Source organism: Sulfurimonas iocasae (assembly GCF_047716755.1).
Lineage (GTDB): Bacteria > Campylobacterota > Campylobacteria > Campylobacterales > Sulfurimonadaceae > Sulfurimonas.
This window is the reverse complement of the sequence record NZ_CP180409.1, coordinates 2,639,208-2,659,542: the sequence shown is the minus strand read 5'-3', so window position 1 is coordinate 2,659,542 and position 20,335 is coordinate 2,639,208. Positions and strand designations below refer to the sequence as shown.

General features: G+C 33.9%; 18 protein-coding genes. 5 read left to right on the top strand and 13 right to left on the bottom strand.

Translation table 11 applies throughout. The features are described from left to right. Positions 1-1,887 carry a sensor histidine kinase gene (locus tag ACLHDE_RS13585; protein WP_415396935.1) on the top strand — a complete coding sequence of 629 codons (1,887 nt, stop codon included), beginning with the start codon at positions 1-3 and terminating at the stop codon, positions 1,885-1,887. Between the two features lie 7 nt (positions 1,888-1,894). Here ACLHDE_RS13585 and ACLHDE_RS13580 read toward each other — a convergent pair whose 3' ends face one another. After that, complete coding sequence (locus tag ACLHDE_RS13580; RefSeq protein WP_415396934.1) at positions 1,895-2,263, bottom strand: hypothetical protein; 369 nt, start codon at positions 2,261-2,263, stop codon at positions 1,895-1,897. Between the two features lie 65 nt (positions 2,264-2,328). Between ACLHDE_RS13580 and ACLHDE_RS13575 the strand changes: the two genes are divergently transcribed. Beyond that, a complete protein-coding gene (locus ACLHDE_RS13575) occupies positions 2,329-3,294 on the top strand; it encodes an NAD(P)-binding domain-containing protein (RefSeq protein WP_415396933.1) in 966 nt (321 codons plus the stop codon). On the opposite strand, the gene ACLHDE_RS13570 is transcribed toward ACLHDE_RS13575, so the two are convergent. The 5 genes from ACLHDE_RS13570 to topA are packed head-to-tail and all read right to left on the bottom strand — an operon-like array spanning position 3,291 to position 8,406. Further along, positions 3,291-3,644 (bottom strand): AMMECR1 domain-containing protein, encoded by a 354-nt coding sequence (locus ACLHDE_RS13570; RefSeq protein WP_415396932.1) that lies wholly within the window; start codon positions 3,642-3,644, stop codon positions 3,291-3,293. The genes ACLHDE_RS13575 and ACLHDE_RS13570 overlap by 4 nt on opposite strands. After that, the gene (locus tag ACLHDE_RS13565) at positions 3,637-4,797 is read right to left on the bottom strand and encodes a cation:proton antiporter (protein WP_415396931.1); all 1,161 of its coding nucleotides are present in this window, start codon (positions 4,795-4,797) and stop codon (positions 3,637-3,639) included. The genes ACLHDE_RS13570 and ACLHDE_RS13565 overlap by 8 nt, the downstream gene beginning before the upstream one ends. Positions 4,798-4,807: 10 nt before the next feature. Then, on the bottom strand, positions 4,808-5,653 hold the full coding sequence (locus ACLHDE_RS13560; protein ID WP_415396930.1) for a biotin synthase: 846 nt from the start codon (positions 5,651-5,653) through the stop codon (positions 4,808-4,810). Beyond that, on the bottom strand, positions 5,650-6,171 hold the full coding sequence (locus ACLHDE_RS13555; RefSeq protein ID WP_415396929.1) for a YfcE family phosphodiesterase: 522 nt from the start codon (positions 6,169-6,171) through the stop codon (positions 5,650-5,652). Before ACLHDE_RS13555 ends, ACLHDE_RS13560 begins: the two co-directional genes overlap by 4 nt. Before the next feature lie 3 nt (positions 6,172-6,174). Then, a complete protein-coding gene (topA, locus tag ACLHDE_RS13550; protein ID WP_415396928.1) occupies positions 6,175-8,406 on the bottom strand; it encodes a type I DNA topoisomerase in 2,232 nt (743 codons plus the stop codon). A gap of 199 nt (positions 8,407-8,605) precedes the next feature. Between topA and ACLHDE_RS13545 the strand changes: the two genes are divergently transcribed. From ACLHDE_RS13545 to ACLHDE_RS13535, 3 genes are all read left to right on the top strand, one after another. Further along, positions 8,606-10,342, top strand: coding sequence for a flagellin (locus ACLHDE_RS13545; RefSeq protein ID WP_415396927.1), 1,737 nt, complete (start codon positions 8,606-8,608; stop codon positions 10,340-10,342). Positions 10,343-10,486: 144 nt separating this feature from the next. After that, positions 10,487-12,283: a flagellin gene (locus ACLHDE_RS13540; RefSeq protein ID WP_415396926.1), complete on the top strand. Its 1,797-nt coding sequence runs from the start codon at positions 10,487-10,489 to the stop codon at positions 12,281-12,283. 22 nt (positions 12,284-12,305) lie between these two features. Beyond that, entirely contained in the window at positions 12,306-14,183 is a 1,878-nt protein-coding gene (locus ACLHDE_RS13535) for a 6-hydroxymethylpterin diphosphokinase MptE-like protein (protein WP_415396925.1), read from the top strand. Here ACLHDE_RS13535 and pseI read toward each other — a convergent pair. The 7 genes from pseI to pseB are packed head-to-tail and all read right to left on the bottom strand — an operon-like array spanning position 14,178 to position 20,302. Further along, positions 14,178-15,203: a pseudaminic acid synthase gene (gene pseI, locus ACLHDE_RS13530; RefSeq protein WP_415396924.1), complete on the bottom strand. Its 1,026-nt coding sequence runs from the start codon at positions 15,201-15,203 to the stop codon at positions 14,178-14,180. The two genes, ACLHDE_RS13535 and pseI, sit on opposite strands and share 6 nt — an antisense overlap. Then, a complete protein-coding gene (locus ACLHDE_RS13525; RefSeq protein WP_415396923.1) occupies positions 15,190-15,912 on the bottom strand; it encodes a WbqC family protein in 723 nt (240 codons plus the stop codon). The genes pseI and ACLHDE_RS13525 overlap by 14 nt, the downstream gene beginning before the upstream one ends. Next, positions 15,909-16,574: a class I SAM-dependent methyltransferase gene (locus ACLHDE_RS13520; protein ID WP_415396922.1), complete on the bottom strand. Its 666-nt coding sequence runs from the start codon at positions 16,572-16,574 to the stop codon at positions 15,909-15,911. The genes ACLHDE_RS13525 and ACLHDE_RS13520 overlap by 4 nt, the downstream gene beginning before the upstream one ends. Continuing rightward, positions 16,561-17,472, bottom strand: coding sequence for a UDP-2,4-diacetamido-2,4,6-trideoxy-beta-L-altropyranose hydrolase (pseG, locus tag ACLHDE_RS13515; RefSeq protein ID WP_415396921.1), 912 nt, complete (start codon positions 17,470-17,472; stop codon positions 16,561-16,563). Before pseG ends, ACLHDE_RS13520 begins: the two co-directional genes overlap by 14 nt. Continuing rightward, positions 17,472-18,167, bottom strand: a complete 696-nt coding sequence (gene pseF, locus ACLHDE_RS13510) for a pseudaminic acid cytidylyltransferase (RefSeq protein WP_415396920.1) — start codon at positions 18,165-18,167, stop codon at positions 17,472-17,474. Before pseF ends, pseG begins: the two co-directional genes overlap by 1 nt. Continuing rightward, entirely contained in the window at positions 18,164-19,294 is a 1,131-nt protein-coding gene (pseC, locus tag ACLHDE_RS13505) for a UDP-4-amino-4,6-dideoxy-N-acetyl-beta-L-altrosamine transaminase (protein ID WP_415396919.1), read from the bottom strand. The genes pseF and pseC overlap by 4 nt, the downstream gene beginning before the upstream one ends. Next, entirely contained in the window at positions 19,295-20,302 is a 1,008-nt protein-coding gene (pseB, locus tag ACLHDE_RS13500; RefSeq protein WP_415396918.1) for a UDP-N-acetylglucosamine 4,6-dehydratase (inverting), read from the bottom strand. Positions 20,303-20,335: the final 33 nt, after the last annotated feature.

Below are 20,335 nucleotides of genomic sequence, written 5' to 3'. Positions count from 1 at the left end.
ATGAATTTCTTAAATAAATTTTCTATCAAATTCAAGACTTATATGCTCGTTGGATTGAGTGTGTTAGTAGCCATCACTCTTTCTATTGTATCTAATAGTGGATTAAATATTATTCAGTCTCAGATAGATGAACTTATTTGTGCAAATAATATAGAAAGATATGCATATAGGGCAATTTTAGAAGATAAAAACTACCTTTTAAATGCTAACGGTTCTTTAGTGAATCGTGAGTATGCAAAAGAGGCTTTCATCAAGTCTCAACGAGCAGTGGAGAATATATATAAGACGCTTGATAAGATGAATGGGGACTCAACTAAAGCGATAATAAATGCAATAAAAGAGTATGATGTAAATTACAAAAGAGGAATATATCTGCTTAAAGGGCTTGACAAAGAGAGCAAGATACTTCAAAAAGAAGGTGATAATATTACCTTTGAGATTCAGCAATATGTTGAAGCAAAGAGAGCTGATATAAAATTAGAACTATCTCAAAATACTATCGAAAAAATAAACACCGGATCAAATATTTGGCACTATACATATGTGATTCGTGCTGATGAAAAGCGTTATCTACTATCTCAAGATGCTAAACTACTTAATAAATTTAAGCAAAACTACACTTTTATGATGAGTGAATTAGAACGTCTTAAAACTATGTCTGATACAGTATTTGAGCATGAAAAAATAGCTATGTTTTTTGCCTCTGCAAAAAACTATGAAAAAGCCATATACAAGTGGATTGAGTATAACAAAGAACATGTAACAGTTGTTATACCAAATACAAACAAGTTAAGCTCTATTATAATCCAAGAATCGCTTAGCATCAGAAACAACTCTTTGATAGATATCTATGAAAAACGCGAACTTATAGTCGGTGTTCTTATTGTAGTGACTTTTTTAACGGTTCTGTTTGGTATTGTCTTTGGTGCTCTTATTTCTCGCTCTATTTCTAAAGTCATAAGAAATTTTCAAACGGGTCTTCTCGACTTTTTTAGTTACTTAGATCTTCAAAAAAATAGTGCAAAACAGATTGATGTAGAGAGTAAAGATGAAATTGCTGTTATGGCAAATGTTGTAAATGAGAACATTGTAAAAATAGAAGAAGTGATGGAGAATAAGCTTGCTCAGATGAAAATTAAAGATGAGCATATGCTAAATCAGTCTCGTCTTGCACAGATGGGAGAGATGATTTCTATGATTGCACATCAGTGGAGACAGCCTCTGAGTGTTATCTCTGCTATCTCTATAAATATGCAGATTAAAATTTTTGAGCTAAGAATCTATGACCTTACTACGCAAAAAGGTAGAGAAGAGATGGAAGAATACACTCTAAAAAATCTATATAAAATAAATGAGTTTGTTAAACATCTCTCTAAGACTATAGATGACTTTAGAAACTTCTTTAAACCCGATAAGGTACGAACTTCTTTTAGTCTCCCTGCATTAATAGAAAAAACACTTAATATTGGTGAACATTTATTAGAGACTCAACGCGTAGAGGTAATAAAAAATTATGACACAGATCTCTCTGAGATAAATAGTTTTGAGAATGAGATAATGCAGGTTATCTTAAGTATTCTTAACAATGGGGTTGATGCTTTAATGCAAAACAATATTAAAAAGCCGCGCATTTACATAGATATAAAAGAAAGTAAATCGGGAAGTCAAGTAATATCTATAGAAGATAATGCAGGAGGAATTCCTGATGAAATTATCTCTAAAATTTTTGATCAATACTTTTCAACTAAAGATAAAAATGGAACAGGACTTGGTCTATATATAGCACAAATTATTATTACAGAGCATTGTGATGGTGCTATTAGTGTGCAAAATACAAGTCGTGGAGCATGTTTTAAGATAGAGTTAAAGAATAGTACAAAGAATTAATCCTACACTATAAATTTTTAAGAATACAAGGAATATCAGAAGAGGCTTTTATCTCACAATATTTATCTATCTCAGATTGCATAGTCTCTGAAAATACCTTTATACTGTTGTCTAGTTGTTTTTGTGCTTCATCTACTGCCTGTTGTAAATTCTCTTCAATTTTTTCAAAATGTTTTAAAGTCTTTAAAAAGTATTCTTTATCATTTGTAAGCAGAATAATATCTTCTTTTTTAACCCATTTTCTTAAAGCTTTTCCATTTTTTTGAAATTCAAATATAACACTTTCATTATTCTTTGAGGCGATGTATTTGAGCACATGAAAACTTATAAAAGTAGCAGGTGGCACGGTGTGTTGTTTTTTGATTACATAGTACATGCTATCAGTATATAATAATATTACTAAATTATGTTAGAATAATCACCATAATATAAGGAATTTCAATGAGTCATTTATATAACTTAGCAATTATTGGAGCAGGGCCAGCTGGAATCGCAACTGCAGTTGAAGGCTACCTGCAAGGAATTAGAGATATTGTTTTACTTGAAAAAGATCAAAACCACAACTCTACTATACGTAAGTATTACAAAGATAATAAGAGAGTAGACAAGGACTGGAAAGGTCAAAAAGTTGAACTAGACGGTAGAATTTACTTTGTAGATGGTACAAAAGAAACAACTTTGGATTTTTTTGATGAGATACTAAATAACCATTCTGTCGAGCTACAAACTCATGTAGAAGTCCAATCTATAGAGAAAAAGGATAATATCTTTGAAGTTTTTATGGCAGGTAAAAGTATTAGAGCTAAAAATGTAGTTGTAACGATAGGTAGAATGGGTAAGCCCAACAAGCCTAGTTACAAAATACCTTCTGGCATTAAAAAGAAGATAGGTTATACATTAGATGATTGTTCAGATGGTGAAAAGATTCTTGTAGTAGGTGGTGGAGACAGTGCAGTTGAGTATGCAGTTGATTTAAGTGAGAAGAATGATGTATCGATTTCTTACAGAAGAGAAACTTTTAGACGTGCCAATCCTACCAACCAGACAAACATAGCAAATGCGATAATGCATAAAGAAGTTAGACCAATCCTAGGAACAAACATCGATGGTTTAGAAGATGTTGATGGGAAAGTAAAAGTACTTTTTAATGAGATTGAAGCTGAGATTTTTGATAGAGTGATATACGCAATCGGGGGAACAACTCCAAGTGCTTTTCTTAGCTCATCAGGCATTGAAGAAGCCGATGGAAAACCGGTTCATGATGATAACTATGAGACAAATATAAAAGGTATGTTTGTGGCTGGAGATATTACTCAAGAGTCAGGTGGAAGTATTGCTCTTGGACTTAATCATGGTTATGCCATAGCTTGTTATATTCAAGGTGGAGATCAAATTCTAGCGGATTAGTCTTTTAAAATAGCAGGATCTTTTTCACTCATCACCCCATCAGGAGTGTTTAGTAGCAATTCTATCTCACAACTAAGATATTCAGAGGTTGTGAGTGGAGTAAAGTTTTTATCTTGAAATGCAGACATTTTTGCGTTATGTATAATATCTTCTAAAAGACTTTTTGTAGCTTGTTTAGATGTAAAAGAACCTCTTAACTCTTCTTCTATATAAATATTTATCGTTGTAGCAATCTTTTCATTTAGTAGTGGATGCTCATTTAATAGGGCAGGTTTGTCTATAGTCCTCTTTGCTTCTAAAACTTCTTGTATCGAATCACGAGCAAGTTGTAGTAAAACAGATCTAGACATTCAACTCCTTTTTGAGCTTAAAGTTGTTAATAAGTTTGATAATAATCATAACACTTATAACCTGAAATAGTGCCGCTAAGATAAAGGCATAGTAGTGCAGAGTATCTATGCTAGAAGCGTGATAAGCTAGTGTTGCCATTGCAATAAGAAGTGTTAAAGGCATCGAATGAGAGAGTCCCATAAGGATAGAGTCTATAAGTCCAAGCTCTTTTATAAATACCAGCGAAGCTACAACTCTCATAACAATCATAATAACCGCTATGATTAAAGCTTTTGAAATAAGACCTTCCATAGTAAGTGCATCTAAGTTAAATGAACTTCCAATATGTATGAAAAATATAGGAATTAAAAATCCAAATCCATAAGATGCGAGTTTTTCAGGGAGTTCGTCTTTATGCTCAAAGAAGGTCGGGATAAAGATACCTGCTAAGAATGCTCCAAAGGCAAGTTCTAGGTTTAGATAAAGCATAGCACCGACTAGAAGAAAGAATATTCCCATAGATAATCTGATATCTTGCTCTTGGTTGTCCTCAACTGGCATCAATGCAGTTGAGACTCCAGGAAACCACCAAAAGAGAAGTTCCATGGCACGAAAGAGTAAAAACATAAATAGTAAAAATAGCATCAATGCAAAAATAGTTTTAACAAGTCCCATTCCAAATCCAGAACTTAGAGCTGCGGAGGTAAGTGTTAAAAACCCAATACTTACGACTTCTCCTATGCCCCCAGCGGTCATAGATAGACCAAGCCAAGGAGTCTTGCCATACTCTTTAGACAGAGTTGCAATCAGTCCTACTGAAATAAGAGGAAGAAGTACCATAAAGATTTTTCCAAGGTCAAGATATAAAGATATAGCTATAGAAAAGGCATAAAGAATTATCAGATAGAATGCAACCTTTTTCATAAGGCTTGGAGGTGTTTTTAGAACTTTTTTGAGGTTAATCTCAGTACCCGCAATAAACATCAAATACAAAAATCCAAGTTCAGCAACTATGTCAAAAAGATGCTCAGTGTGTAAAAAACCGATGTATCCTAAAATCGAACCGAGTATAATTTCAATAGGGGTAGTTGGAAGCTTTAAAAGTTTTGCAAAAAACGGAGTAGAGATGATAATGAGTGAAATAGTAATAATTAGAACAACGTTGTCACTCATATACTTTCCTTTATTTTACAGTTTTTGCAACTTTTAGATTTAGAGATTGTAGCATATCTAAATCTTTACTCATAATTCTACCGCTTGTTGTAAGATAATTTCCTATGACAATAGAGTTAGCACCATATTTAAAAATCTCATTTTGTCTATCTCCAAACATTAACTCTCTTCCACCTGCTATCATGATTCTATCTGCATTAGGAATTGTTTCTCTTGTTAGTTTTATAAGTGAAAATGCTTCTTCTATTTCTAATTGATTTGGCTCTAGTTCCAGTGCTTCATTGTGATGATAGAAGTTTATAGGAACAGAAGCTGGATTTAGAGTATTTAGAGCTTCAAGCATAAATACTCTGTCCTCTTCTGTTTCGCCAAGACCAAAGATTCCTCCACTTATAAGAACTAAACCAGCCTTATTTACATTTTGACAAGTCTCATATCTTTCGTCCCATGAATGTGTAGTGCAAATTTTCGGATAAAAATCTTTTGAAGTCTCAAGGTTGTGATTGTAAGCCTTGATGCCAGCATCTTTTAAGATTAAAAGTTGTTCGATTGAAGCAGTTCCATTACACGCTATAAGTCTAAGCTCTGGAACTTCTTTTGTTAAGACTTTAGCAATGGAGCATACAAAGTTTAGTGTTTTGTCATTTAGACCTTTGTCAGCAGTAACTAGACAAAACCCTAGGGCACCATTATCTCTAGCAGCAGTAGCTTCTTTTAAAATATCTTCTATGGCTTTTTGTTTATAACGTTCTATATCAGCTTTATATCTTACGCTTTGTGAACAAAACTTACAGTCTTCGTTACATGTACCGCTATTTATATTGCATATTGAACATAAAAAAATCTCTTTATTCATGATTTTACTCTCTCATATAAAAATTTTTGATGTTTAAAAGTCTTTTCTTTTTTCTCTCTAGTATAGTATGTTACTTCAAAGTTTACATCTGTTACTTCAAGCATAGCACACTCAGAGATAGATTTGTTTCTTGCACACACTTCACCAGGGTTTAAAAAAAGAGTACCATTCTTAAAATCAATTTCAAATTCATGAGTATGACCAAAAAGTACAATATCAGCATCTGGAGCCATATAGTAAGGCATATGCATAAGTTTAAACTTTAAATTTGCAAGTTTAAAGTAGTGAGGCTCTTGAACTAGATTATATTTACCATGATACTGAGCAAGATGAGCGTCATTGTTTCCATAAACCGCGATATATCTAACTCCACACTTCTTAAGCATCTCAAGTATCTCAACTTCTACAATATCTCCTGCATGAACAATAAATTCAGCACCATTTTCTATGAGCAGATTGAGTGCTTCTTTTGCCATTTTGACTTTAGTATGAGTATCTGAAATAATGCCTATTTTCATGACTTACTTAGCTTCTTCTTCGCCTCTTGGTGTACGAGTTTTACACTTTACACATTCGTAAACATCTTTGTTTCGGTAAGTTCTCTCTGCAAGAACTCCCTTACAACCCTTCTCTTTACACTTGATAGTTGTTGGTTCAAACTTAGAGATAAACTTACACTCAGGATAGTTTGTACATCCCCAAAAAGGTCCGCGTCTTGAATTTTTAAGACTTATTTCACCGCCACAATCAGGACACGGTACTTCACTTATTTGACTCTCAACATCTATACTTTTAGTGTTTTTACAATCAGGGTAATTACTACAAGCTAAAAACTGACCATTACGACCATTTTTAACTATCATATCGTTGCCACATTTATCACACTTTTCTTCTGCCGTCTCTTCTTTTTTCTCTACTGCATTACCTTCTTCATCGCACTGCTCTGTATATTTACACTTAGGAAAACCGCTACATGCTATGAAGTTACCAAAACGACCTGAACGAAGTAGTAGTTCATGCTCTCCACATTTCGGACAAGTACGACCTAGTGGTTTTGCAAGTTTAAGAGATACTATTTTCTCTTTACCCTCTGCAACTTGATCCATAAAAGGAAAGTAAAAATCACTTAAAAGTTTTTGCCAGTCAGTTTCACCTTCTGAAATTTCATCAAGTTTTTCTTCCATATTCGCAGTAAAAGAGATATCTACGATGTTGGCAAAGTTCTTTTCAAGCATATCAGTTACAGTAAAAGCTATCTCTGTTGGAATGATTTGCTTTTTTTCAATAGTCACATAAGTACGACCACTAAGAGTAGCTATTGTCGGAGCATAAGTCGATGGACGACCAACACCCTCAGACTCTAACTTTTTAATCAAAGATGCTTCAGAATATCTAGCAGGTGGTTCAGTAAAGTGTTGCTCTGGTTTGATAGTTTGAATCTCAGCTTTATCACCTTCTTTTAGAGTTGGAAGAAGTTTATCTTTGTCTTCTGTTCCCGTTACAGCATAAAAACCATCAAAGATTAGTTTTCTACCACTCGCTCTATACTCATTTTCATTACCCTTAAAGATGATACTTTGTTGCTCAAAGAGCGCATCATTCATTTGACAAGCCATAAATCTTTCATAAATCAGACGGTAAAGTTTAATCTCATCAGCTTTTAAAAAGCTTTGCGCAACTTCGGGAGAGAAGTGAAGCATGGTAGGGCGGATAGCTTCGTGAGCCTCTTGTGCACCTTTAGATTTTTTACCATAAGTTTTTGGTTCCTCTGGCAGATATTTTTTACCATATCTACTTTCGATAATTCCGCGAACTGCGCCAACAGCTTCGGCCGCCATATTTAGTGAGTCAGTTCTCATATATGTAATAACACCCGAAGTACCATCAGGTGTTTTTACACCCTCATAAAGAGCTTGGGCTACCATCATAGTCTTTTTAGGGGTGAAACCTAACTTGCTAGATGCAGTCTGCTGAAGAGTTGAAGTCATAAATGGTGGAGGTGTAGATGTCTTTCTCTGTTTAGTCTCTAATTTTGAAATAATAAATGAATCAGCATTAACACTTTTTGTAATTGCTTCTGCACTTGTTTTATTTTCAATAGATAATTTTGAGAGTTTATCACCTTTATGAGTAATAAGAGTAGCTTCAATGTCTTTTTTAAAAATAGTATCTATAGACCAGTACTCAACAGGAATAAATGCTTTTATCTCTCGCTCACGATCAACTACAAGTTTTAGAGTTGATGATTGAACGCGTCCACCTGAGAGACCTTTTTGAATCTTAGAGCTTAAAAGAGGAGATAGTTTATATCCAACAACACGATCAAGCATCCGACGAGCTTGTTGAGCATTTACCATATTCATATCTATTTTACGAGCAGACTCTAGTGCATGGTTTATAGCAGTTTTTGTAATCTCATGAAAAACAATACGAGGAAGTTCCTCAGGATCTTTTTTAATAGCATGTGCAATATGCCAACCAATAGCTTCACCCTCACGGTCCTCATCGGTCGCGATATAGATAGTATCAGCTTTTTTTGCAAGAGCCTTGATTTCTTTTACAATGGCAGAGTTCTCTTTAGCCACACTGTAAGCTGGAACAAGATGATTAGTTTCTTCTTCTACTGTAATCCCAAAGCGAGATTTTGGTAAATCTCTTATGTGACCTTTAGAAGCTATAACTTCATAGTCTTTGCCTAAGAAGTTCTTGATAGTCCTAGCTTTAGCCGGTGACTCGACGATAATTAAGTTCAAATAGTTTTCCTATATATAGTATAGTGACTTTTTTAGTTTTGGAAGTGTATCAAAAAAAGATTAAATAGTGAAAATATAAAGAATTTACATATTTACTAAAGTTATTTTTTTCACTGCCGATTTAGTCTACATCAAGGCAAGGAAGCCAAGATAAAAAACTTTAAAGAGCGAAAGGCTCTTCCATAAAAAAGGATTTATTATGGGATTTAGAATTAACACAAATATTGGGGCAATGAATGCACATAGAAATGCAGGTCAAAACAATGTTTCTCTTGACAAAAGCTTACAAAGCTTAAGTTCAGGTTTACGTATCAATACAGCGGCAGATGACGCTTCTGGTCTTGCTATTGCTAATCAGCTTAGAGCTCAGTCTACTGGTCTTGGTCAAGCTATTAACAATGCAAATGATGGTATCGGTGTTGCTCAAACAGCTGATGGTGCTCTTGAAGAGTATGAAAATATCATAAACACTGTTAGAACTAAAGCAATTCAAGCTGCTTCTGATGGTCAAAATGCGGATTCTAGAGCTGCTATTCAAAGAGATATTGATAAGCTTCTTGAGGGAGCTCAAAATATTTCTACAACAACTTCATTTAACGGTCAACAACTTCTAGATGGTAGTTACCAAAACAAATCATTTCATATTGGTGCTTATAAAGATGAAACAGTTGATATTAGTATAGCTAGTGCTCAAACTAATGCAATAGGTTCTCACGTAAATAATGAAGCTGCTAATGGTGTAAATGAAGCTCCTTCTCTTAGTGCTGCTGCTTTAGCTTTTGATAATACTTTCTCTATTAATGGTGTTAGAACTGGTATAAGTTCAGTTAGTACAGAAGCAGGAGATAATGCTATAGCTCACTCTGCAGGTTCTGCATGGGCAAAAGCAGCTGCTATTAATAGTATCGAAACTGCAACAGGTGTACGTGCAACTGCTAGTACATATGTAACAGGTGCTGATATTAATGGTGGTAGTATTAAAGCTGGTGATTTAGTTATCAATGGTATAGATATTGGATCTGCTAGCATAGATGTTAGTGATGCTGGTAATGATTTAATGAATGCAATTAACAATAAATCAGAAGAGACAGGGGTAATTGCTACTCATGATGGTGCTAAGCTTGTGCTTACAGCTGAAGATGGTAGTACAATTAACATTAAAACAGCAAATCAATCTCAGGGAGTTACTGGTTTAGGTTTAACTGGTGCTAATGAATATACTGGTACATCAAAAGTTACTGCTGCTACTCTTGAGGCAGGTGATTTAAAAATCAACGGTGTTGATATTGGCGACGTTGAAGTTGCAGAGAATGACAGTACAAATTCTTTAATGGAAGCTATTAATGCTAAATCAGTAGAAACTGGTGTAACTGCTTCTCATGATAATGGTAAAATGGTACTAAGAAGTAGTGAAGAAGTTAGCATTACAACAGCTAACAATTCTGAAGCTGCTACTGGTTTAAAAAGTGATCAAGAGGGAAGAGTAGTTCCTGTAGATGGAGATCAGTTTAATGCTGGTAAAATCACTCTAATTTCTGCTGATGATGTTATTGTTCAAGAAGGAGCTACTGGTTCAGCTGGATTTGCTTCACCATCTTCTTCTTTTGTTGTAAGTTCTAGCAATGCTGTTGATCAGTCTGATGTAACAACTAGAGAAGCTGCAGAGAACACTATTTTAACTATGGATAATGCACTTAAAGATTTAGATAACATTCGTTCAAACATAGGTTCTACTCAGAATCAACTTGAATCAACTGTTCGTAATATTTCTGTTACTCAAGTAAATGTTGCAGCAGCTGAATCTCAGATTCGTGATGTTGACTTTGCATCTGAGTCTGCTAACTTTGCAAAACACAATATTTTAGCTCAGTCTGGTTCATATGCTATGAGTCAAGCTAATGCTGTTCAGCAAAATGTAATGAGACTTTTACAGTAGTAAACTTTCTTATCTTTTTGGCACCAAAGATTTCTTCTTTGGTGTCTTCTTCCTCCTCATATTTTAAACTTCAACTAATTTTTTTAAAAAAACTTGGCATACATTTTGCTTTAATTCATAAAACATCCAAAAAAAGGATTTATTATGGGTTTTAGAATTAACACAAACATTGCGGCAATGAATGCCCACCGGAATTCATCACGAACAAATGCAAACTTAGATAAAAGTTTACAAAGTTTAAGTTCTGGCTTACGTATTAATACAGCAGCAGATGATGCCTCTGGTCTTGCTATTGCCAATAGCCTTCGTGCCCAAGCTTCTGGATTAGGTCAAGCGATTAACAACGCTAATGATGGTATTGGTGTTACTCAAACCGCCGATGGTGCTCTTGAAGAGTATGAAAATATCGTAAATACTGTTAGAACTAAAGCAATTCAAGCTGCTTCTGATGGTCAAAACACAGATTCTAGAGCTGCTATTCAAAGAGATATTGATAAACTTCTTGAAGAGGCTCAAAATATTGCTACAACAACTTCATTTAATGGTCAGCAACTACTAGACGGTAGTTACCAAAATAAATCATTTCATATTGGTGCATATAAAGATGAAACAGTAAATGTTAGTATTGCAAGTACACGGACTAATGCAATAGGTGCTCACGCAAATAAAGAAGGAGAAGGCGGCATTAATAATGGTGTTGTAAACTCAGCTATTAGTCTTAGTGCTGCTGCTTTAGCTTTTGACAACACTTTCTCTATTAATGGTGTTAAAACTGGTATAAGTTCAGTTAGTACAGAAGATGGAGCTAATGTTATAGCTCACTCTGCTGGTTCAGCATGGGCAAAAGCGGCTGCTATTAATAGTGTTGAAAATGCAACAGATGTTCATGCTAAGGCAGAGACAGTTGTTACAGGAGCTGATGTTAAGGGCGGGAAAATCGGTTCGGGCGATTTAGTTATCAATGGTATTGATATTGGAGATATTAATGTAGCAGTTAGTGATGCTGGTGATTCTCTAATGAATGCAATTAACAATAGATCAGAAGAGACAGGTGTAATCGCAACTCATGATGGTGCTAAAATGGTGCTTACTTCAAACGATGGTAGTGAAGTTCATATAGCAACTAGTAATAAGTCTCAGGCTATTACAGGTTTAGGTAGAGCTGGAAACGTATATACAGGTGACTCAGATGTTATTGCAGGTAATTTAGCAGCAGGTGATTTAAAAATTAACGATGTAGATATTGGTCCAGTGGCAATTGCTATAGGTGACAGCGGAGCAGCACCTGTTAATGAAGCAGGAGAAGATAACCAGTCTGGGACATATACTAATCTAATGCAGGCTATTAATGCTAAAACAGAAGAGACAGGAGTAACAGCTTCTCATAATGGTTCAAAAATGGTACTAACATCTGAAAATGGCAGTATCATAAATATTAAAACTGAAAATAATTCTGAGGCTATTACAGGTTTACGTGAAGGCTTAGAAGCAGAAGTAATAGATGGTGACCAGTATAATTCAGGTAAGATAACTCTTACTTCCGCAAATTCTATTGATATTAAAGAGGGTGAAACAGGTACATCAGGTTTTGGTGACACTGCTTCATCTATGTCAGTGGGTATCGGTAACCCTGTAAATGAATCTGATGTTACTACAAGAAAATCAGCAGAAAATACTATTATGATTATGGATCATGCTCTTCAGGCTCTTGACGCAATTCGTTCAGAAATAGGTTCTACTCAAAATCAACTTGAATCAACTATACGTAATATATCTGTTACTCAGGTAAATGTTGCAGCAGCTGAATCTCAGATTCGTGATGTTGACTTTGCAGCTGAATCGGCTAACTTTGCAAAAAATAATATTTTAGCTCAGTCAGGCTCGTACGCTATGAGTCAAGCTAATGCTATTCAGCAAAACGTACTAAAACTTCTACAATAGCTAGAGGTTTTAGGATAAAGTTTTGGGCATTTATGAAAACAATCTTTTAGCTTTATCCAAGAGTGATAAAGCTTTAGAAGAAGCACTGCAAGAAATATCTACAAATAGTAATTTTGAAGTCTTTTTAGCTGAGAATGCTACTGCCGATTATGCTAATATAATTGATCTCAGAGACACCACTTCCCTCTATAAAACTCAAGCAAACCCAGAGATAACAGAAAAACTTAAAGAGTTTAAAGAGTATGAGAACTATCCATATCTTTATTTCTTCGGTATTGGAAATGGAAATTTTTATAAAAAACTTCTAAAAAATAAAAACCACCAATGCATTATGATTTTTGAACCGGAAATTGAGTTGATATATATAGCTCTAAATCTTGTTGATTTCTCTAAGGAGATAGTTGATAAAAGATTGGTAATTAATATATCATCAAAAACAGATAAGGTTTACTTGTTAAAGAATTTTTTAAATAACTCAAAGTTTTATTTAAAAGTCTATAAATTTCATATATATTCAGAGTTTTACGATAAATATACAGATGAAATACTCAGAATAAACAGCGGAATTATAGATGGACTCAAACAAGCCCTTGTAACCCTTGGTAATGATGTTGATGATTTATTACTGGGTCTAAAACAATCTTTAGATAATTTTCCACAGATGATAAAAAGTGCTACATTAAAAGAGCTTTTTAAAAAAGCAGCAAATACAAAACTGGCAGTTATAGTAGCTACCGGTCCATCTTTGGAGAAACAACTTCCTCTTTTAAAAGAGATGCAAGAGCACATAACTATTTTATCTCTTGATGCTAGTTTTAGGATATTGGTAAATTACGGTATAAAACCTGATATTGTTTTTTCATTAGAGAGAATAAAATTTGTTGAAGATTTTTTCAAAGATATTGCACCTGAGAAATGTAAAGATGTAATCTTTGAGTTTCCATCTTTAGCACATCCAGACGCATTAAAAGCCGTTTGTTCAGAGATAAACTACTATATGAGAAGAGATTTTTACAATGAATTTTTTGAACTGGATGAGTGGGGTTATCTCTCTGGTGGTTCAAGTGTTGCAAATATAGCATACAATTTTGCAACGAAGTGCGACTTTGATAATATTGTTTTAATTGGTCAAGATCTCTCTTTTTCAGAGGATGGAACATCTCATTCAAAGGAGCATTTCTTTGGAGAAAATGAGGTATCAACTGATGAGATATATTGTGATTTAGAAGCTTACGGCGGAAATAATAAATATGTAAAGACTACCTTTATCTGGAAAGTGTTTTTAGACTTTTATAGTATGCAAATTAAAGACTCTTCAACGACTACTTACAACTCTACTGAGGGAGGAGCAAGAATTCATGGAACAATAGAGGCACCTTTTAGAGATGTCTTAGATAGATTTACAGATAAAACTAAGCCTAAAAATAAAATAGTGTTAAAAAAACCATCTCTTAAAAGCTCTCTAGAGTATGCCAAAAAGCTAAATGCCAAAAAGCTTGAAGCAATACAAATCGGTAAAAAAATGGCTTTAGACGCCATGGAAGTTCTTCAAGAGTTAGACAACTTTTTATTAGATACCAAAGATTATAACACAGATGATATAGAAGAAAAAATAGATCTAAAATATCTACAAAAACTGATTGATGATATAGATAAGATTAAGGCAAAATATAATCTTGAACCTTTTGCAAGCTTATATGCACCACTGCTTAGTGCATCTATAGCAAACCATGAGTACGATACGGCTTGTGTTGTTGTAATGCTTGAAAATACAGACTATAGTAAAAAGCTTAAAAGAATTAACTGGATTAAAGTTCAATATAAATGGTTTTTAATACTTATTACAAATATAGACAAGATTGTAGATATTTATGAAAAAAGTATTTCTAAAGATTTATAGTTTAAGCCTTTGGGCAAACTTGTAATCTTTAGTTGAAACACTACCAATAATTTCTTGTAGATGTTTTGGATGCAAACCATATCCTGGTCTAACACTTTTAATATTCTCTAAAGTAAATTTTTCACCTTTTTTTATATCTTTGCAGACATAAAGACTTCTTGAGAATCTTCTTGATTTGAGTTTACTCTTTGTCATGGAGTAGTCTACTTTTCCTAGTAGTTTTTCAGTATCTCGAATAGAGTCAACCATCTCTTTAAACTCTTTTTTATCAAGTGAAAAGTCAGAATCAGGACCACCAATAGACTTCTTAAGTATAAAGTGTTTCTCAATAACTTTTGCACCTAAAGTAACCGCCACAATAGGAGCTGTAATACCAAGTGTATGATCAGAAAAGCCTGCTATGACACCAAAGGTTTGAGCAAGATTTGGTATGGTTTTTAAGTTTGCATCTTCAATAGGTGCGGGATACGCACTCGTACATTTAAGGAGAACAATATCATCATTTCCAGAGTCTCTACAAATATTAACTGCATCTTGAATCTCATCAATAGTAGCAATTCCGGTGGAGATTATAATGGGTCTGTTTTTTGATGCTGTATATCTAATGAGCTCATAATCTGTTATCTCAAATGAAGCTATTTTATAAGCAGATGGATTAAACTCTTCTAAAAAATCTACAGCACTCTTGTCAAAGGGTGAGGAAAATATATCAATACCAATCTCTCTGGCATACTCAAAGAGCTCCTTATGCCACTCCCACGGTGTATATGCCTTTTCATAAAGCTCATAGAGTTTCTCGCCGTCCCATAGAGTGCCGCCGTTTATCATAAAGTCTTCATTGTCGCTATTTAGTGTTATGGTGTCTGCTGTGTAAGTCTGAAGTTTAATAGCGTCAGCACCCACCTCTTTTGCCGCTTTTATAGTATCTAGTGCGTTTTGTAGGCTACCGTTATGATTAGCGCTTAATTCAGCAATTATATAAGTTTTTCCCTCACTAAGATTAAAGTTACCTATCTTCATAGCATCTCCCACTTTTTATAATTGATAAAGCATTTTTGAAGCCATTATTATACAACAAATCTACTACTCCGATATAGGCTAAAAAAGTCTCGCCAAGCTGTTCGTAAGATGGATGAGAATAGTTTTGATAAAGAAGTTTTATGGATTTTTCACTAAACTTAGCTCTTAAATCTTCCAAATAATTTTTAGAACCAAGTGCAGAAACATAAGTATCACACTTTAAAAAATCACATATATCTAAAATCAGTTCTCCCTTTGTTTTATCAGAAGAGTATGAGATTTTTGAGAGAGTGGATATTTCAGTTTTGATACCGATTTTTTTGGAAATATTTGTAATTAGATTTATATTATAGAGGCTTAAAGAGTCTGTTTTGAAATAAAGTATATCTTTAATAAAAGGGTCAACTTCTTGAAAATATTTTGCTTGTTTGTAGTTTTGTTTTATAAGTGCATATAACTTATCTCTAAAGTCATACTGCTCATAAGAAATTTTAGCTTTTGTGATTGTTAGCAAATCTCTTGAATCTGTTTTTAGTATGGGAATAGAGAAGAGTTTCTCTTTTGCACCTATTTTTAGTTTGTTTCTTGTCTGCCAGCTTCTTTTACTCAACTGTACAGTATCTAAAAATATAAATTTATCAACATAGTCTATAAGTTCAAAATAACCTATCCAAGGATTAAAGGTAGGTTGCATTATTGCAATTTTCAATGAATATTTCCCCAGATAACAATATCAGAATTATTAACAATAATGTCTGAGTGAAGATTTTGACTCTCATGAGAAAAAACTTTAAAACTGCTAAGATTAAGATGTTCTCTTAGTATATCTATAAGTTCAAACTCTTGATAACAGGTGCATATGGCTCCATCTTCTCCAGTTATGGAATCATCTAAACAATAAGAGTTTTCTTCTAGCTTTTCCCCTTTTGCAAATCTAAAGTCTTTTATGGATCTTGCTCTTAGAAAAAAATCTGCACCGTCTTTATATATATTTTTCTCTCGTGAGAGCTTTAAAAAACTTATAAAGTCTAGTTTGCTTAGATAGTTGATGATATTTGGGAGTAAAAAAACATCAACATTTAGGTTTTTATGATTATTTATAAAACTCATCATATCTTGAGTATAAAAGTTGAAATCACTCTCTCCCTCATAAAGTTTAAAGTTATCATTTGCAAACTGGGTTAAAATTGGGTCAATATCAATACCTATTACTTGATGGTTGTATTGATACGGGAGTGCTAAATTGTTTCCATTGCTTGATCCAAACTCTATAAATTTCTTACTTTGAGAGTTTTGAAAACCCATATTAAAAAAATATTTTATAAAGGATTCATTTGGATACTTCAGACCTTTTATTTCAGAGATTTTCATTCTTGCTCCCTAGTAGTTGTTGGCAACATTTTAAAAGCTTTCTCTCATTAAACTTCTTTAGTGTTAGATAGTTTTTATTTTTTAGATACTTATACATATCATCTTGGTTTTTAGCGGTTTTTATTGCTATAAAAGGCAGGTTCATAAAATATACTTCATTTAAAATAACACTAGGGCTTACTATTGCAAAGGAGGATTTAGCCATAAGTTTTGCTATGTTGTTAGCATCTGTATGTAGATGCAAATAGGCTCTATTTTTAGTATAGTTTTTTAAAGATAATATATTTTTATTTGAAGATGTTGTAACGAGGTGTACCTCTATATCTGTAAGCTTTTTGAGACTCTTCAAAACCATTAAACTTATATTCTCAACATCTGTTCCACCCATAGCAAGAAAAATTGTTCTCTTTTTTGGGGCTCTTTTTCTTTTTTTTTCTTTGATAAACTCATCTCTAAGCAGGGTATATCTATTCCCGCATCTAAGCTCACAGCTTGAGGGGACTAAATGCTTATATCTCTTTAAATCAGCCCCTAGATTATGGTTTAATAATATATCGCATTGGTGTTTTTCGTAAGTATCATCAACAACAAAGATTTTAATCCCAGTTTTCTTTTTTATGTACTTCTCTATTTTGTAGTCTATTTTGTAGTGATCAATAATAAGCAAGTCAATTTTTAGTTTCTTTATAAGCTTGAGTAACTCTTCTTTAGAGTTTGACTTTAAAAGTTCCAAGTTGTAGCCAGCTTCTAAGATTTTATGATTTATATTGCCTTTTAAATCTTGGCAAGCAAAACTTATCTTGGCTTTTTTGAACTCTTTTACAAGAACTAAATCACGCATATTATGACCAAGACCGATTTTAGAAGAAGAGTCCCCGCGTAGAAGAATATTTGTCACTATACTTTTACCTTCTGCATTAACTGGTAGATGATTTCAGCTCGCTCCCAATCCTCAGGTGTGTCAATATCTTGAACTAAATGTCTAGGAAGAAGTATAGGAATACTATCTTTAGAAAACATTATCTCATTTGAGTTTTGATTTGATTTACTCCAGTAGAACTGACCTGCATCTTGATAAGCAATTTCTAAGTCCTGACTTCTACTCTCATAATGCTCGGGCATAAACATCTCGCATCTGCCATTTTTGTCTAATTTAAAGGTTCTTTGAATAGGAAAAGGCATACTAGTTGCAGAAAAACTATTTATTGCATCACTATTTTTGAGCTTTTCATATCCTTGGATAAGAAACTTTTTCTCAAGAAGAGGTGCTGTTGCATATATTGTACAGATAAAGTTATATTCAAAACCCTGTAATTTTAAGAACTCTACTGCATGAAGTGTAACATCTGTAGTTCCAGTTATATCATCTGATAGCTCTTTTGGGCGTAAAAAAGGGACTTCTGCTCCATATTCTTTTGCTATTATAGCAATATCTTCATCATCCGTTGAGACAATAACTTTATCAAAGAGTTTAGACTCTAGAGCTACTTCTATAGAGTAGGCAATGAGCGGTTTGTTAAAAAACTCTTTTATATTTTTTTTCGGGATTCTTTTGCTTCCCCCACGAGCTGGGATAATAGCTACAGCACTCATGATTTTTTTTGCTCTTTATATTTGTTGATTATCTCAAAAATAGTATCTGCTACAAATTTAGCTTCTTCTAAACTCATCTTCTGATGACAAGGTATTGATATCTCAGAGTTGTAAAAATTATCTGCTGTAGCTAGTGAAAAGTCACCGAAAGTTTCTTTGTAGAAACTGTTTTTATAGATGGGTTTGTAGTGAACCTGCACTCCGATTCCTCTATCTTGAAGCTCTTTAAATATAGACTCTTTAAAAGGGTGGATTTTTGAGTCTAAAAGTATAGGGTATAGATGATGCGAAGTTACACTCTGTTCTTTTTGTTTGATGACATGAAAAAGAGATGCGTCTTTAAATCTTTCATTATAATATAAGGCTATTTTATGCCTTGCTTGTATAAATCTATCTAGTTTTTTAATCTGCGTAATCCCAAGAGAAGCAGCTATCTCAGTCATTCTAAAGTTATAACCAAGAGTTAACATATCAGAGTGCCATAACTCTTTTTTAACCATACCGTGAGATCTAATAAGTCTTAGTTTCTTCGCATACTCATCATTGTTTGTAAGAACGGCTCCACCCTCACTTGTCGTTATTGGTTTTATGGCATGAAAACTAAAGATGGTCATATCTGAGAGAGAACCTATTTTTTTATCAGATACGCTTGAACCAAGAGCGTGAGCTGCATCTTCTATAACAAGTAAGTTGTGCTTTTTAGCGAGTTTATGAATCTTCTCAAGCTCAACAGCTTTACCTGCAAAATGTACAGGAACTATGGCCTTTGTCTTTGAAGTTATAAGTTTTTCTATGGCAACTTCGTCTATATTTCCGTCTATCTTGACATCACACCAGACTGGTTTTGCACCAAGCTCTACAAACATATTTGACGTAGATACAAAACTTATGGGAGTTGTGATAATCTCATCATCAGGTCCTATGCAAGCGACTGAGTAAGCACCAAAAAGAGCTGAAGTGGCTGAGTTGAAAGTTATGGCGTGCTTTACACCTGTGTATTTGCAAAGAGCAACTTCAAACTCCTCGACTTTTTTCCCCTGAGTAAGATATGGACTCTTTAGAACTTCAATAACCCCATCGATGTCATCTTGTTCTATCAGCTGAGTTGAGTAATCTAGTCGGCTCATTTAACTTTCATCTTCTTTTGTCTGTTTTATTTTTTGAAGAAGTTCTTCTTTTGAGAGCCAGATATTATTGTTTTTTGAATTATATTCGAAGCCAATCTCTACGTTTATACCTTTTTCATTTAGATTATTCAGACTAAAGTCAATAGGTGAAGAGAATGTGATTGTAGGTTTAATAACATAGTGGTCACTAAACTCAAGTGTAAGATGCGAGTCATCAACTGGACACATCACTTCATGAAGTTTTTCTCCAGGACGGATGCCTATAACTTCTTGGGTGAGTTCTGGAGCAATTGCTTCTGCCATATCTATCATTTTCATAGATGGAATTTTTGGAACAAATATCTCTCCACCCTGCATTCTCTCAAAGTTTTTAAGTACAAAGTTCACACCCTCTTGCAGAGTTATCCAAAAGCGTGTCATATCTAGTGCAGTTATAGGAAGAGAAGTGACTCCCTCGGAGATAAGGTTTTGAAAATATGGAATTACAGAACCACGTGAGCCTAAAACATTTCCATATCTTACAACACTGAATTTTATCTTATGTCCGCCTGTAAGGTTGTTGGCGGCTACAAAAAGTTTATCTGATACGAGCTTGGAAGCGCCATAAAGATTTGCCGGTGAAGCCGCCTTATCTGTTGAGAGGGCAATAGTAAAATTAACATTATTTGCGATGCATGAGTCTATAACATTTTGAGCACCCATAATATTCGTTTTTATACATTCCATAGGATTGTATTCTGCTATAGGAACATGTTTCAAAGCCGCGGCGTGAACAACATAGTCTACACCATCCATAGCTCTTTGCAAACGAGGTAAATCTCTTACATCGCCGATGAAATATCTCATGCAAGAATCATTGAATTTTTGAGCCATTTCAAATTGCTTCAATTCATCTCTGGAATATACAATCACTTTATTTGGTTTATATCTTTTTAAAATAGTACGAACAAATTGTTTACCAAAACTGCCTGTACCCCCGGTAATTAATATATTTTTCCCATTAAGCATTTTTAAGCATTTCCTTTGGATTATGGAATTCTA